The 14,736-nt window shown below is 72.3% G+C and carries 9 protein-coding genes; 6 read left to right on the forward strand and 3 right to left on the reverse strand.

Annotation, left to right across the window (positions count from 1 at the left end; genetic code table 11):
- Positions 1–57 precede the first annotated feature (57 nt).
- Both rpsA and DZA62_RS09150 read left to right on the forward strand, forming a co-directional pair.
- Complete coding sequence (gene rpsA / locus DZA62_RS09145) at positions 58–1,542, forward strand: 30S ribosomal protein S1 (RefSeq protein ID WP_116948528.1); 1,485 nt, start codon at positions 58–60, stop codon at positions 1,540–1,542.
- Positions 1,543–1,657: 115 nt separating this feature from the next.
- On the forward strand, positions 1,658–2,437 hold the full coding sequence (locus DZA62_RS09150) for a hypothetical protein (protein WP_157987563.1): 780 nt from the start codon (positions 1,658–1,660) through the stop codon (positions 2,435–2,437).
- Positions 2,438–2,831: 394 nt separating this feature from the next.
- On the opposite strand, the gene DZA62_RS09155 is transcribed toward DZA62_RS09150, so the two are convergent.
- Positions 2,832–3,503 carry a GOLPH3/VPS74 family protein gene (locus tag DZA62_RS09155; RefSeq protein ID WP_116948530.1) on the reverse strand — a complete coding sequence of 224 codons (672 nt, stop codon included), beginning with the start codon at positions 3,501–3,503 and terminating at the stop codon, positions 2,832–2,834.
- A gap of 99 nt (positions 3,504–3,602) precedes the next feature.
- On the opposite strand from DZA62_RS09155, the gene DZA62_RS36285 reads away from it, so the two are divergent.
- Positions 3,603–4,166, forward strand: coding sequence for a TetR/AcrR family transcriptional regulator (locus DZA62_RS36285; RefSeq protein WP_269813864.1), 564 nt, complete (start codon positions 3,603–3,605; stop codon positions 4,164–4,166).
- A 65-nt stretch (positions 4,167–4,231) separates the two neighbouring features.
- Positions 4,232–5,410 carry a dephospho-CoA kinase gene (gene coaE, locus DZA62_RS09165; protein ID WP_116948532.1) on the forward strand — a complete coding sequence of 393 codons (1,179 nt, stop codon included), beginning with the start codon at positions 4,232–4,234 and terminating at the stop codon, positions 5,408–5,410.
- A 51-nt stretch (positions 5,411–5,461) separates the two neighbouring features.
- On the opposite strand, the gene DZA62_RS09170 is transcribed toward coaE, so the two are convergent.
- A complete protein-coding gene (locus DZA62_RS09170; protein WP_116948533.1) occupies positions 5,462–6,901 on the reverse strand; it encodes an AAA family ATPase in 1,440 nt (479 codons plus the stop codon).
- A 59-nt stretch (positions 6,902–6,960) separates the two neighbouring features.
- On the opposite strand from DZA62_RS09170, the gene uvrB reads away from it, so the two are divergent.
- On the forward strand, positions 6,961–9,072 hold the full coding sequence (gene uvrB, locus DZA62_RS09175; RefSeq protein ID WP_116948534.1) for an excinuclease ABC subunit UvrB: 2,112 nt from the start codon (positions 6,961–6,963) through the stop codon (positions 9,070–9,072).
- Between the two features lie 577 nt (positions 9,073–9,649).
- On the opposite strand, the gene DZA62_RS09180 is transcribed toward uvrB, so the two are convergent.
- A complete protein-coding gene (locus DZA62_RS09180) occupies positions 9,650–13,411 on the reverse strand; it encodes a S8 family serine peptidase (RefSeq protein WP_116948535.1) in 3,762 nt (1,253 codons plus the stop codon).
- A 152-nt stretch (positions 13,412–13,563) separates the two neighbouring features.
- Between DZA62_RS09180 and DZA62_RS09185 the strand changes: the two genes are divergently transcribed.
- Positions 13,564–14,532 (forward strand): helix-turn-helix domain-containing protein, encoded by a 969-nt coding sequence (locus tag DZA62_RS09185; RefSeq protein ID WP_116948536.1) that lies wholly within the window; start codon positions 13,564–13,566, stop codon positions 14,530–14,532.
- Positions 14,533–14,736: the final 204 nt, after the last annotated feature.

Here is a 14,736-nt window from a genome sequence, read left to right on the forward strand (position 1 = left end):
TCCAAGGGTCCTGGCGCGTGAAGCTACCACCGAACCTTGTCCGGAGTCCCCTTCCACATGACGAGCAGCATCGAGGCCGAGACGCCCACCTCGACGGCCCCCAGGACGACCACGCAGGTCGCGATCAACGACATCGGGTCCGAGGAAGCCTTCCTCGCCGCGATCGACGAGACCATCAAGTACTTCAATGACGGCGATATCGTTTCCGGTACCGTCGTCAAGGTCGACCGGGACGAAGTCCTACTCGACATCGGCTATAAGACCGAGGGCGTCATTCCCTCGCGCGAGCTGTCCATCAAGCACGACGTCGATCCATCCGACGTCGTCGCGGTCGGCGACGACGTCGAGGCGCTTGTCCTGCAGAAGGAGGACAAGGAAGGCCGCCTGATCCTGTCCAAGAAGCGCGCCCAGTACGAGCGCGCCTGGGGCAAGATCGAGGAGATCAAGGAGGCCGACGGCGTCGTTTCGGGCACCGTCATCGAGGTCGTCAAGGGCGGCCTCATCCTCGACATCGGTCTCCGCGGCTTCCTGCCGGCGTCGCTGGTCGAGATGCGCCGGGTCCGCGACCTCCAGCCGTACGTCGGCAAGGAGATCGAGGCCAAGATCATCGAGCTGGACAAGAACCGCAACAACGTGGTCCTGTCCCGCCGGGCGTGGCTCGAGCAGACCCAGTCCGAGGTCCGGTCGACCTTCCTGCAGACGCTGCAGAAGGGCCAGATCCGCTCCGGCGTGGTCTCCTCGATCGTCAACTTCGGCGCGTTCGTCGATCTCGGCGGCGTCGACGGCCTGGTGCACGTCTCGGAGCTCTCCTGGAAGCACATCGATCACCCCTCCGAGGTGGTCGAGGTCGGCCAGGAGGTCACCGTCGAGGTGCTCGACGTCGACATGGACCGCGAGCGCGTGTCGCTCTCGCTCAAGGCCACCCTCGAGGACCCGTGGCAGCAGTTCGCCCGGATCCACCAGATCGGCCAGATCGTGCCCGGTAAGGTCACCAAGCTCGTCCCGTTCGGCGCGTTCGTTCGCGTCGAGGACGGCATCGAGGGCCTCGTGCACATCTCCGAGCTGGCCGAGCGCCACGTCGAGGTGCCCGAGCAGGTCGTCACCGTCGGCAAGGACGTCATGGTCAAGGTCATCGACATCGACCTCGAGCGTCGCCGTATCTCGCTGTCGCTGAAGCAGGCCAACGAGGGCGACACCGCCGCGCACGTCAGCGAGCACTTCGACCCGACGCTGTACGGCATGGCCGCCGACTACGACGACCAGGGCAACTACAAGTACCCCGAGGGCTTCGACCCGGAGACCAACGACTGGCTCGAGGGTTACGAGAAGCAGCGTGAGGAGTGGGAGCGGCAGTACGCCGAGGCCCACGCTCGCTGGGAAGCGCACAAGTCCCAGATCGAGAGCGCGCAGGAGGCCGACGCCGAGGCGAAGGCCGACAACCCGTCCACGTACTCGTCGGGCGCGGCTGAGGAAGAGGGCGCCGGCACGCTGGCGTCCGACGAAGCGCTGCAGGCGCTGCGCGAGAAGCTCACCGGTAACTGAGCCGAAACGCATCGCACGAGCCCCGCACCCACTTCGGGTGCGGGGCTCGTCGCATCCGGGCCTCGCCACGCGGCGCCTGCGTGCTCGGGGCGACGCGGGACGTTACGGTGTGCTCGTGACGAGCAGACTCCTCCGGCGGACCCGGCCCACCGCGGCGGCGACGCTGTTCCTGCCGCTGCTCCTGGTGCTGGCCGGTTGCTCGAACGGCAACGAGCCCGAGGTGCCGGTCGTGCCCACCTCGGGGGAGCCGACGGACGGCGACGGCACCGCTGCGGCTGGTGAGCCGTCCGCGTCGCCGAGCTCGACGACGGGCGTGCCCGAACTGTGCGGCGACCTCGCCACCGCGGGCGAGATCGCGCAGATCCTGCAGGTCCCGATCCAGGGCGAGACCGTCCGCGTCTACAACGACGAGTTCCTGCCCGACTCCGGTCGCACCGGCCGGCTGACCTGCAGCTACGGAGTTCCCGAGGCGCCGGAGGCTCCGACGCCGGCGCCGATTCCTGCGCCCACCCCGGCGCCCACGCCCACACCGGCGCCGGTGCCGCTGGAGATCGCCGTCAGCGGCTACACCGACGCCGACACCGCGGCGGGCCGCATCGACTCCACCGTCGATGGCGCGCAGGCCGCGGGTGCGGTCGTCACCGCCCAGACGGTCGCCGGTCACGACGGCTTCCTGCTGTCCGACGCCGAGGACGTGTCGTTCGTGGTCGCCGCCGACCTCCGTACCTACGTCATCACGTTGCGGCACGGCGTGGTGGCGGCCGCGGCGGAGCCGGTGGTGCTGGTGAACCTGGCCGCGCACCTGCTCGGCGGCGAGGCCTCCGGCACGCCGACGCCCGTGCCGACGGGTTCGGCGACGGCCACACCGGGCGCGTCCGCGACGCCGACGCCGTAGCTGAGTGAGTCCGGATGAGGCTCTGCACTCCGGTCCGCTGGTAGGTTGCGCCCCGGGTTCGCCGGAGTCGGCGGCATCCACCGGAGGCCGCAGGTTGGCAGTGCCCTGCTGCCCATTCTCTGAGCAGCCGTCACACGAGATGGGCCATCATGTGGCGTTCTGGTGCATCGCGAGGCGTGCATGCCTGGTGGAGCGGGAGAACGCCTGGTGTCGTACGCGATCGTCGATGATCACCGTTGTCCACCAGCACTGACCGCTGCCCGGCTCACGTCAACGCGCGCCTTGATCAAGGGTGAGTCGTCATCGCCACAGCAGCACCGACCCGCACCTGATCACGGTGCTCGCCGAACCCGAGCGCGCCGCCGCCCGGCCACCGGCGATCGGACTCACGCGGCTAGGAGTTGGTCGCTGCGGTCGCGGCGGCGACCGCGACTGCGCTGGCCGCCGACGCGACGATGCCGGCGTAGGTCGTCATGACGGCTTGCGTGGCCGGGTCGGTGGCCCACTCGCCCTGCTGGATCTCGCTGGCCCGATTGGCGACGGTGCGCCAGGGCAGGTCCGGGCCGCTGACGACGATGTGCAGCACGTTGATGGCGTTGAGTAGCGCGATGATCGCCGCTGTGCGAGCGTCGGGCTGCTCGCCGCCGACGAGGACGCGCCGCAGCCGTTCACGCAGCTCGGCCTCGTGCCGGACGTCGTCGGCCGGCCACGTCGTGGTCCGGAACAGTCCCAGGAACTTCCGCGTCTCGCGGCGGATCAGGCCGCGCTCGACCAGCCGTTCGGTGACCCGGTCGGAGAGACCCTGGCCGAGCACGAAGAGCAGCGCGTGCGTGCCGCGGCGCTTCTCGGCGACCTTGGCGAGGGCGTCGTCGAGCAGCGGATCGTCCAGCGGCGGCCCGTCGACGACCGTCACGCCCTTGGACTCGATCGTGATGCGTCCCGCCAGCGCGAGGTCGACGAGCAGCGCGCCGCCGAGAGAGTAGTGCAGGGTGCCGGCACCGGCCGGGCTACCGCTCTCGTCGTCGAGCAGGAGCAGCATGAAGTCGTCGACGATGAGCAGGTCCATTCCGCACCTCGTTAGTACACTGTGCCAACCGGGATTTCACGGTAGCACCGTGGGCCGGAGGCGGGAGGTGGAACCGCGCTGAACGAGCGGCAGGAGCAGATCGTCCGCGCCGCGCGCGAGCTGATCGCCGAGAAGGGCACGGCCGGCTTCAGCGTGCGCGGGGTGGCGGCGAGGGCCGGCATCGGCGCCAGCACGTTGCGCTACTACTTCCCGTCGCAGCGCGACCTCTACGAGGCCGTCTTCGGTGCCGCGATCGACGCGACGATGCTCGATCTGCGCATCCGCGACACCGCCGTCCCGCCCGGCGAGCGGCTGGCCGAGTGCCTCGCACAGCTGCTGCCGCCGGCGCCGCCGCCCGAGCAGGCCGTCGAGCGCTGGATGGACGTCATCACGTCGACGTTCGGCCCCGGCGGGGCGCCGGAATCGCGGCTGGCGTGGTCGGCCGTCTCGAGGCGGGCGCGGGCGCGCGTGACGGCCTGGCTGGAGGCGCTCGCCGCCGAGGGGGCCGTCGCGAGCGACCGGCGCGCGGTCGAGCGGCACGCCCGGCTGCTCCTCACGGTGGTCGACGGTCTGGCGCTCGGCCGGCTGGTCCCGATCGAGCGTCTCGACGAGCGCCAGGAACGCGGCGTCCTGGCCGACGCTGTCGCCGCGGTCGTGCATTGAGCCCGGCGGTTCGCCGCGATCCGGCCGCACGCCCACGGGCCGGGGGCGGCCGTTAGGGTCGTGGGGTGCTGAGAGTCGGGCTGACGGGCGGAATCGGGGCAGGCAAGTCGGTGGTGGCGCGCCGCCTGGCCGAGTGTGGGGCGACGGTCGTCGATGCGGACCTGATCGCTCGCGAGGTGGTCGAGCCGGGGACACCGGGTCTGGCCGCCGTCGTCGAGGAGTTCGGGCCCGGCGTCCTGACGCCGGAAGGCGCGCTGGACCGGCCCGCGCTCGGGAAGATCGTCTTCGCCGACGAAGGGCGCCGGACGGCGCTGAACGCGATCGTGCATCCGCTGGTCGGCCGGCGCCGGGCGGAGTTGGTCGCCGCGGCGGGGCCGGACGCCGTCGTCGCCGAGGACATCCCGCTGCTCGTCGAGAACGGGCTCGCCGCCGGGTACCCGCTGGTCATCGTCGTGCACGCGCCGGAGGAGGAACGGCTGCGGCGACTGGTCGACGACCGCGGCATGACGCCCGCCGACGCGCTGGCCAGGATCCGAGCGCAGGCCACCGACGACCAACGGCGGGCCGCCGCGGACGTCTGGCTCGACAACTCCGGCCGGCTTGTGGCTATCGAGGCGGCGGTCGATGCCCTGTGGACGGAGCGCCTGGCGCCGTTCGCGGCGCACCTGCGCACCCGCACGCGCGCACCTCGTCCGCCGCACGCCGTCATCGCCGAACCCGACCCCAGCTGGGCCGCTCAGGGGGAGCGGCTGCTGGAGCGGATCCGGCGGGTCGCGGGCGACCGGCTGATCCGCTCCGACCACCACGGCTCGACGTCGGTGCCCGGGCTGCCGGCGAAGGACGTCATCGACGTGCAGCTCGTCGTCGCCGACCTGCCCGCGGCGGAGACGGTCGCCGGTGAGCTGGCCGAGGCCGGGCTGGTCCGGCTGCCGGACCGCTGGTGGGACGTCGGCCGCGACGGCGTCGAGCACGACAAGGCGATCGTCGTCAACGCCGATCCCGGCCGCCCCGTCAACTGCCACATCCGCCCGGTCACGTCACCGACCTGGCGCGACGCGCTCCTGCTGCGCGACTGGCTGCGCGCGCACCCGGACGCCGTCGCGGAGTACGCGACGCTCAAGCGGGAGCTCGCCAGTCAGCCGCACGAGACCATCGACGAGTACGCCACCCGCAAGACACCCTGGATCAACTCCGCCCTCGCCCGCGCCGACGCCTGGGCCGAGCGCACCGCCTGGCAGCCCTGACGGCAGGCAGCACCGGCCGGTCGTCGCGCAGCGCCAGGCGTACCCACGGTCTCACCGGGAACGCGGGGTGGTGAAGCGGCTGACGTCCTCGTGGTGGCGGCCGGAGCCGGCGTCGGAGTCGGCGCCGAGCAGGCTCCGGGTCAGCATCTCGGTGTCGCCGAGCAGCTCGTCCAGTGCGGTGGACAGGTCCTCGTCGCCCGGCGGATGGCCGGCGTCGGCGGCGGTGAGGACCGCCCGGCGCATGAGTTCCTTGGCGAACGACGCCGTCGTGCCCTCAGCACGGTCGGCCGCCGCGTCGAGCGCCGGCGGGGTGAACGGCAGGTCGCGCGCGTACAGCCGGTTCAGCCGCCGCCGAGCACCGACGTCGGGCAATGGGATCTCCGCGGCGAGGTCGACGCGGCCGGGACGCTGGGCGAGGGCGGGTTCCAGCAGGTCGGCCCGGTTGGTGGTGAGGACGAACGCGACGTCGGCGTCGTCGGCCAGGCCGTCGAGGGCGTCGAGCGCCTCGAACAGCAGCGGCTGTGGCCCGGCCGTGAGGCTGCGGTCCTCGGCGATCAGGTCGCAGTCCTCCAGCACGACGACGGCCGGCTCCAGCGCGCGGGCGGTCTCGGCGGCGGCCTGGATCAGCCGGAGCGACTGCCCGGTCAGCACGATCACCGTCGTGCCGGGGCTGACCGCCATGAGGTACTTGACGGTGTGCGTCTTGCCGGTGCCGGGCGGCCCGAAGAGCAGGATGCCACGCTTGAGATGCTGGCCGGCGGCGGCGAGGGCGTCGCGGTGGCGGGCGACGCCGGTGAGGTGCCGCTCGACTTTCGCCAGCACGCCGTCGGGCAGCACGACGTCGTCGGCGCTCAGGCCCGGGCGGGGCAGGAATGTGACGTTGCCGTTGCTGGCGCCGAACTCGCTGGGCGTGAACGTGACCACCTGCCCGCGCAGCACGCTGTGCTCGGCCATGAGCCGGCGCAGCTCGTCGAGCAGGGCGGGAACGACCTCGTCGACCGGCGCGAGCACCTCGAGGTCGGGGTGCTCACGGCCGAAGTGCGGCTGCGGGGCGCGCTGGAGGACGGCCACCGGGACGCCGTCGTACGTGAACAGGTGCAGGCCGAACGTCACGACCTGGCGGCTGGCCTCGGGGCCGGTGGGGACGCGCGCGTAGTCGACCGGGCCGACGGGGAACTGCCGGCGGCCGGCGAACTCGATGATCTCGGCGAGTGACGAATGCCGCCGCTGCTGACCCCCGCCGATGCCGATGAGCCGCCGGCCGCCGTGCCGCTCGGCGAGCAGCTCGAGCGCGACGTCGGCGTCGGTGAAGCGCTGTGTCGAGACGCGCTCGCCCACGACGGGCAGCGTGCGCGGCGGCACGCCCAGGTGCTGCTCGAGCACGGGGAGCAGCGGCTCGCCGCCGGGGTCGCCGCCGGGGTCGGCCTGATGCACGACGTCTTCGAGGAAGCTGCGGAACGTGGTCACGAACCTGCGGGTTTCGTCGTCCATCGCTGTGAGCGTAGCCGTAGCCCAGGACCTTGTCGGTGGGAGCGCATACCGTTGTTCTCATGCGTGCGGCAGGTGAGATCTCCCGGGTGGTGGCGCCCTTCAAGGTCGTCAGCGAGTGGGACCCGTCCGGCGACCAGCCGGCGGCCATCGACGAGCTCGAGCGGCGGGTCCGCGCCGGCGACAAGAACACCGTCCTGCTCGGCGCCACTGGTACGGGCAAGAGCGCGACGACGGCCTGGCTGGTCGAGCGGCTGCAACGGCCCACGCTGGTCATGGTGCCGAACAAGACGCTGGCCGCCCAGTTCGCCAACGAGCTGCGCGAGATGTTCCCGAACAACGCGGTCGAGTACTTCGTCTCGTACTACGACTACTACCAGCCCGAGGCGTACGTCCCGCAGAGCGACACCTACATCGAGAAGGACTCCTCCATCAACGAGGAGGTCGAGCGGCTCCGGCACTCGGCCACGTGGTCGCTGCTGACCAGGCGCGACGTCATCGTGGTGGCCACGGTGTCGTGCATCTACGGCCTGGGCTCGGCCGACGAGTACCTCCATCGCATGGTGCACCTCAAGGTCGGCGACGAGAAGAACCGCGAGGGGTTGCTGCGCGAGCTGGTCGACGTCCAGTACACCCGCAACGACCAGAACCTCACCCGGGGCACGTTCCGGGTCCGCGGCGACACCCTCGAGATCATCCCGATGTACGACGAACTGGCCGTGCGGGTCGAGTTCTTCGGCGACGAGATCGAACGCATCATGACCATGCACCCGCTCACCGGCGAGGTCATGCGCGAGGAGCAGGAGACCTACGTCGCGCCGGCCACCCACTACGTGTCCGGCCGCGACCGCATGGAGCGCGCCATCGCCAGCATCGAGACCGAGCTCGAGGAGCGGCTGGCCGAGTTCGAGCGGCAGGGCAAGCTGCTCGAGGCCCAGCGGCTGCGCATGCGCACCACGTACGACATCGAGATGATGCGCGAGGTCGGGTTCACGTCCGGCATCGAGAACTACTCGCGGCACATGGACGACCGCGCGCCCGGCTCGGCGCCCAACTGCCTGCTCGACTACTTCCCCGAAGACTTCCTGCTGGTCATCGACGAGTCGCACGTCACGGTGCCGCAGATCGGCGGCATGTACGAGGGCGACATGAGCCGCAAGCGCACCCTCGTCGACCACGGCTTCCGGCTGCCCAGCGCCATGGACAACCGGCCGCTGCGGTTCGAGGAGTTCCTCGAGCGCATCGGGCAGACGGTGTACCTGTCGGCCACGCCCGGCCCGTACGAGATGGAGAAGGTCGACTCCGTCGTCGAGCAGATCATCCGCCCGACCGGCCTGGTCGACCCCGAGGTCGTGGTCAAGTCCACGAAGGGCCAGATCGACGACCTCATCCACGAGATCCGGCTGCGGATCGAGCGCGACGAGCGGGTCCTCGTCACCACGCTCACCAAGAAGATGGCCGAAGACCTCACCGACTACCTGCTCGAACGCGGCATCCAGGTGCGATACCTGCACAGCGAGGTCGACACCCTGCGCCGGGTCGAGCTGCTGCGCGAGCTGCGCACGGGCGAGTTCGACGTGCTGGTCGGCATCAACCTGCTCCGCGAGGGCCTCGACCTCCCCGAGGTGTCGCTGGTCAGCATCCTCGACGCCGACAAGGAGGGCTTCCTGCGCTCCGGCACGTCGCTGATCCAGACCATCGGCCGCGCGGCTCGCAACGTGTCCGGCCAGGTGCACATGTACGCCGACACCATCACGCCGTCCATGCGGAACGCCATCGACGAGACCAACCGCCGGCGCGAGAAGCAGGTCGCCTACAACCGCGAGCACGGCATCGACCCCACGCCGCTGCGCAAGCGGATCAGCGACATCACCCAGCTGCTGGCCCGCGAGGACGCCGACACCGAAGCGCTCATCGGTGGTTCGGGTCGGGCCGCCAGCCGGGGCAAGTCGCCGGTGCCGGGCGTGCGCGCGAGCGTCGGCAGCGCCGGCAAGCACGCCGCCGACCTCGCCGGCATGCCGGCCGCCGACCTCGCCGGCCTCATCCAGCAGCTCAGCGACCAGATGCACGCCGCGGCGGCGGAGCTGCAGTTCGAGCTGGCCGCACGGCTGCGCGACGAGATCTCGGAGCTGAAGAAGGAACTGCGCGGCATGCACGAGGCCGGCGTCGGCTGACCTGCCCGCCTCATCCGCCGCCGCGCGGTGCGGTTCGGGAGCGTCGCGGTGCACGGGCACTGGCCCCGGCTCGGCGGTCGCGGGTGGGTGCGGTGCGGCGTGACGGTGGGGGACCGGGCTCGTCGCGGTCCACGTGCGCTGGCCCGGCCCGGCGGCCGCGCAGGCGGTGTGCCGGCGCCTCGGGCGGCGATCGGCCGAGCTGACCGGCGACGCTGCCGAGGCGGCTGACCTCGCCGCGTTCCTCGGTACGCGCGGTGGGTCCCGGCACGCGGCCCGTCTCGGCACACGCGACCGCATCCCGGCACGCGCGGCGGGTCCCGGCACGCGCGGCCGTCTCGACCCACTGCGTTGTCGCGCAGGCGTGCCGGGGATGTCCTGGGCAGGCTGGACCATCGTCGGTGCGCCCGGAGCGTGGCTGTCGTCGAGCGTGCCGGCGGGCCAAGAGCGCTCCGCCGGCCATCACGTTGCCCCGGCCACCACCGCAAGGCGGCCACGTCCGGAGCCGCGGGCGGCGGGCGGCACTCGGCGGACCGCCCGCACCCCCGGAGGAGTGGGCAGCCCGCCGGCGCCGGGGACGTCAGCCGAGCTCGTAGGCGCGCAGCACGTCCTGCTCGATCCGGTTGCCGTCGCGATCCCAGGCCTCGACCCGCAGCGACAGGTGCGAGGCGTCGCCGGGCACGCGGTTGACCAGGGCGCGGAACGTCCCATCACCCCGCGGCAGCACCCGCGCCGGCCGCCAGCTGACGCCGTCGTCGAACGAGACGGAGACCGTGGCGCCGGCCACCGCAGAGGCCTCCGAACCGGGCTGGTGCCCGACAGTGATGTCGACGAACTGGGTGCCCGGCTTGGCGGCGACGTTCAGCAACGAGACGTCGACGTCGTAGGAGAGCATCAGCAGGGGGAGCGCCGCCGGTTCATCGACCGACGACGATCGGACCGTCCACGCGGTCGAGGTCGACGTCGACGCGAGCCACCACGGCGCCGACCTCGCGACGTCCAGTTCGACCCGCAGCGTCGACGGCGACGAAGGCACGGCGAACGTCCCGTCCGCCCGTCCGCCCGACGCCACCAGCGCACCGTTCGCGAACAGCCGGAACGACGGCGTATCGACCCCCGCCACCGCACCGCCCCAGTGCCCGTACCCGTCGGTCCACTCCTGCAGCCGCAGCGTCACGTCGTCGCCCGACCGGTACGCCGCCGCGTTCTCCGCGCCGAAGTCGACCGGCAGCACGCCGGGCGCGAGCACCTGCCGCAGCCACGCGTCCGACAGCACCGTCCCGTTCGCGTACGTCCGCGGCGCCGACTGCAGGAGGAACCCGAACGGATCGGCGTCGGTCGATGCGCCGTAGAGGTACTGCGCCCACGTCGTGTCGCCGCCCGAGACGTACTCCACCCGCTGTTGCGGCGCGACCGTCCGCCGCAGGAACCCGAACGAGAACGAGTCCCACGGCCGCCACTTGTGGCGCAGCTCGCCGATCCCGTGGTCGCCGACGTGGCTGTGGTAGTCGACGGAGATGCGCGTCGTGTTGGAGGAGTCGATGACGTAGTCCAGCGACGGCGGCACGACGTCCGGCTCGACCAGCACCAGGTCGTAGAGGTAGGGGCTGACCGGGATCGCGTCGACGGCCGCCGTCACCGGACCCTGGTCCAGCAGCGCGAGCAGCGCCTGCCCCTCCTCGCGGGTCATCGACATCGTCGGCACCGTCGACGGATCGCCGCCGATCGGCAACGGCCCGGCGACGTTGTTGAAGATCATCACGAGCGAGGCGCCGGCCGCCGCCGCATTGTGCATCTTCTCCAGGAACGTGATCTCGCCGCGCTGGATCAGCGCGATCTTCCCCGCCACATCGAGCCCGGAGAAGTCCGAGGCCCGGCCCAGCCCGGCGTACACCATCGGCAGCTCGAACGACCCGTCCAGCAGCGCGGAGTTCGACACGTACGACGCCGCGATCGGCCGCTCCACCGGGGTCAGCGTCCGCACCTGGATCAGCGGGGCGACCATGGAGTACTGGGTGTAGTACTCGAAGTCGCCGACGGTCACCGGGTCGGTCGGCGACGCGAACGAGGGCTGCGCGCCGACGGAGAACGAGTGGGCGTACGACGCGCCGGACGGGTCCGACCGCCACCACGCCAGCATGGTGTTCGTCGCCTCCACTGGATCGGCGGTGTCGACGGAGATCGGCACCGTCGAGCGCGCGTCCAGCGTGACCGACGTGTCGCCGGCGACGGTGAACTCCGGCGCGAACACCGCCGCGGTCTCCGTCGTGAACACGTGCGGCTCGTCGTAGGTGAACACGTAGCCCATCGCGGCGTACCGGCCCGGCGGCACCCGTAACGTCGCCGCGCCGTCGGCGAACCCGACGCTGGTCGCGGCGAACACCGACGTGTCGTCGACGTTCACGACGTCGACCAGGCTGATCCCGCCGGCCGGGCGGCCGTCGCGGGCGATCCCGCGCACGGTGAGGTCGTACCGCTCGGACTCCTTGTAGAAGCCCAGCGCCGTGCGCACGCTCACGCCGTCCGGGCCGGTCGCGACCAGCCAGCCGCCATACAGGCCGTAGTCGCCGGCGGCCGGGTCGACGGTGACGGGGACGTCCGCGGTCCCGCCCGCGGGCACCGTCACCGAGGCCGAACCCAGCGTCACCATGCCCGGCGCGGGCGCCGTCCCGGCCTCGTCGCTCACCGACAGGGCGAGCGACAGCGTGACGGGGGAGGAGCCGGTGTTGCGGTAGGCGACCGTGCCCGTGACGGGCGCCGCGTCGTCCTGCGGGTACGGGAAGTAGCCGGCGTCCAGCGGCCCGCTCGCCGCGAACACCTGCTGCGTCGTCGCGCGGGCGAGGTCGATCCGGCCCGCGCCCTGCTCGTACACCGTCAGGTCCGCGCCGGGCGACGACGTCGAGGCCAGCGCGGCCTTGAGGTCCGGCCCGGCCCAGTCCGGCCGCTGCTGCAGGAGCAGCGCCGCCGCGCCCGCGACGTGCGGCGTCGCCATCGAGGTGCCGTCCAGGGCGAGGTAGTCGTCGCCGACCGGGGTCCCGATGACGGCGTTGGCGGCGCGCGCCGCGATGATCCCGACGCCCGGCGCCGTCACGTCGGGCTTGAGGGCGAAGTCGCCGGCTCGCGGGCCGCGGCTGGAGAACCCGGCCAGGGCGTCCTGCTTGTCGACGGCGCCGACGGTGAGCGCGCTGGTCGCCGCGCCGGGCGTGGTGACGGTGCCGTCGCGCGGGCCGTCGTTGCCGGCCGCGATGACGAACAGCGCGTCCGACTCCGCGCTGAGCCGGTCGACCGCCTGGCTGGCCGGGTCGGTGCCGTCGGTGTAGCCGCCGCGCACGCCCAGGCTGAGGTTGACGACGTCCGCGCCGTTGGCGACGGCCCACTCCATCCCGGCGATGACCTCGGACATCGGACCGGAACCGCCGTCGTCGAGCACCTTGACGTTGATCAGGTCGGCCTCGTACGCGATGCCGCGGCGCTGCCCGTCCGACGCGGCGCCGGTCCCGGCGACGATCGACGCGACGTGCGTGCCGTGGCCGAACCGGTCGGTCGTGCTGTCCGACGCGCTGAAGTTCGCCTCGGCGACGACCTTCCCGGCGAGGTCCGGGTGCGTGCTGTCGATGCCGGTGTCCAGGACCGCGACGGTGACGCCGTCGCCGGTGAACCCGGCCGCCCAGGCGTCCGGTGCGCCGATCTGTGGCGCGCTGTCCTCGTCGACGGTGCTCATCGCCTGGTCCAGCCAGATCTTCTCGACGCCGGCCAGCGGGTCGGCGGCCCGCGCGGCGGCCTCGTCCAGGGCCCGGGCGCCGGTCAGCGCGTCCGCGAGCGACGCCGCGGCGTCCTTGTCGACGTCAGCGGCGACCGCTCCGATCGACTCCAGCGTGTCCGTGGCGGTGACGGCGGGCAGCGCCGGCGCCGCGGCCCGGCCGCGCGAGGCGGCCGACTCGACGATGACCGGGAGCACGTCGCTGCTCGCGTCGTCGTAGCCCTGCTCGACCAGGGCCGTGACGTCGAACAGCGCGCGGTCCAGCAGATCGGGGACGAGCGGCGCCACGTCGGCCGGCATGATGTACAGGTGCCCGTCCAGCTCCTGCTCGTGGAAGCCGGGCACGGTGCCGTCGGCCCTGGTGGCGGGCTCGACGGTGGCCGCCTGGCGGCCGTCGGGCTCGGTCGTGACGTGGACACGGTCGCCGGTGATCAGCGTGACCGTGACGCCGCCGACCGGCCCGGCGGGGGGTGGGGACGCCCCCGCCGGCCCGGTCGGCTCGGCGGTCGCGGCAGGGATCCCCTGCGCGACCAGACCGGTGAGGACGACGGCGGCCGCGGCCGCTCTCCAATACCTGCGCAACGCTCTGCCCTCCGGGGGTGCGGGCCGTGCCGTCAGCCGATGCGGTGACCGGATCGTCCCGAAGTTCCGATCTACGTGACAAGGGCTATGCTTTGGCGAAAATCCGTCAGTGGCGCGTTTTGGCCAGCGGTCTCGACCCCCGGGAGCCGCGCATGCTGGAACAGCTCGGCCTCAGCGACGAGGAGCAGACCGTCTACCTCGCCCTGCTGGACCACGCCCGGCCCACCACGGCGGCGGAGCTGAGCGCGGCGGACCCCGCCGGCCCGCCGTCCGACGCCGTCGAGAAGCTGCTCGACGCGCTCGAGCGCCGCGGCGTCGCCGACCGGCTGCCGGGGGAGCCGCCCGCGTACCGCCTGGTCGACCCCGCACTCGCGTTCGCCGAGACGCTGGCCGCCCGCGAGCGCGACCTGCAGCGCAGCCGCATCCTCGTCGACGAACTGGCCGTCCGGCACCGCCGCCGCCACGACGCCGTCGAGCCGGGTGACCTCGTCGAGATCGTCACCGGCTCCGAGGCGACCGCCCGCCGGCTCGTCGACGTCTACAGCGGCGCTCGCACCGAGGTCCGCGCCATGGAACGGCCGCCGTACGGCGTCGTGAACAGCGAGCCGAACCCGATCGAGGTCGAGCTGCTGAGAGCCGGCGTCCGGCATCGCGTCCTCTACGAGCAGAGCGCGGTCGACCTGCCCGGCCGGCTGTCCGACCTGATCGGCGGCATCGCCGCCGGTGAGGAGGCCCGGGTCGCGCCGACGCTGCCGGCCCGCATGCTGCTGATCGACGACCGGTTCGCGATGATCCCGGCGACGGCCGGCGCGCTGATCACCGACCAGTTGCTGGTCGTCCACCCCGGCGGGCTGCTCGACGTGCTGGCCGAGGTGTTCGAGGAGACCTGGCTGCGGGCGATGCCGCTGCGGCTGGCGCCCAGCGACCAGGACGGCCAGGTCGACGACGACCGCGTCATCCTGAACCTGCTGGCCGCGGGGCTGACGGAGCAGTCGATCGCCCGGCACGTCGGCGCCAGCCAGCGCACCGTGCAGCGGCGGATCAAGGAGATCAGCGGCCGGCTCGGCGCGCGGACACGGTTCCAGGCGGGTCTGCAGGCGGCCCGCAACGGCGTTCTCTAGCGCGGCGATAACGTCGGGCGGCACAACGAATTGCGCTTCCGGCGGTTGCTGTGAAATATACTGGGGACAGCGTGGAGGGGAGTAATCCCGACGCGGTGGCATCGTCATCACGGATGCTCCCTACACCGGGGAGCCTCCCGGTGCCTCCGGCCCGGTGATCCTGGGCGGACGAGACCTCCGGTTGCGCACAGCGCCCGCTGTGCG

The sequence above is a fragment of the Jiangella endophytica genome (assembly GCF_003427025.1).
GTDB lineage: Bacteria > Actinomycetota > Actinomycetes > Jiangellales > Jiangellaceae > Jiangella > Jiangella endophytica.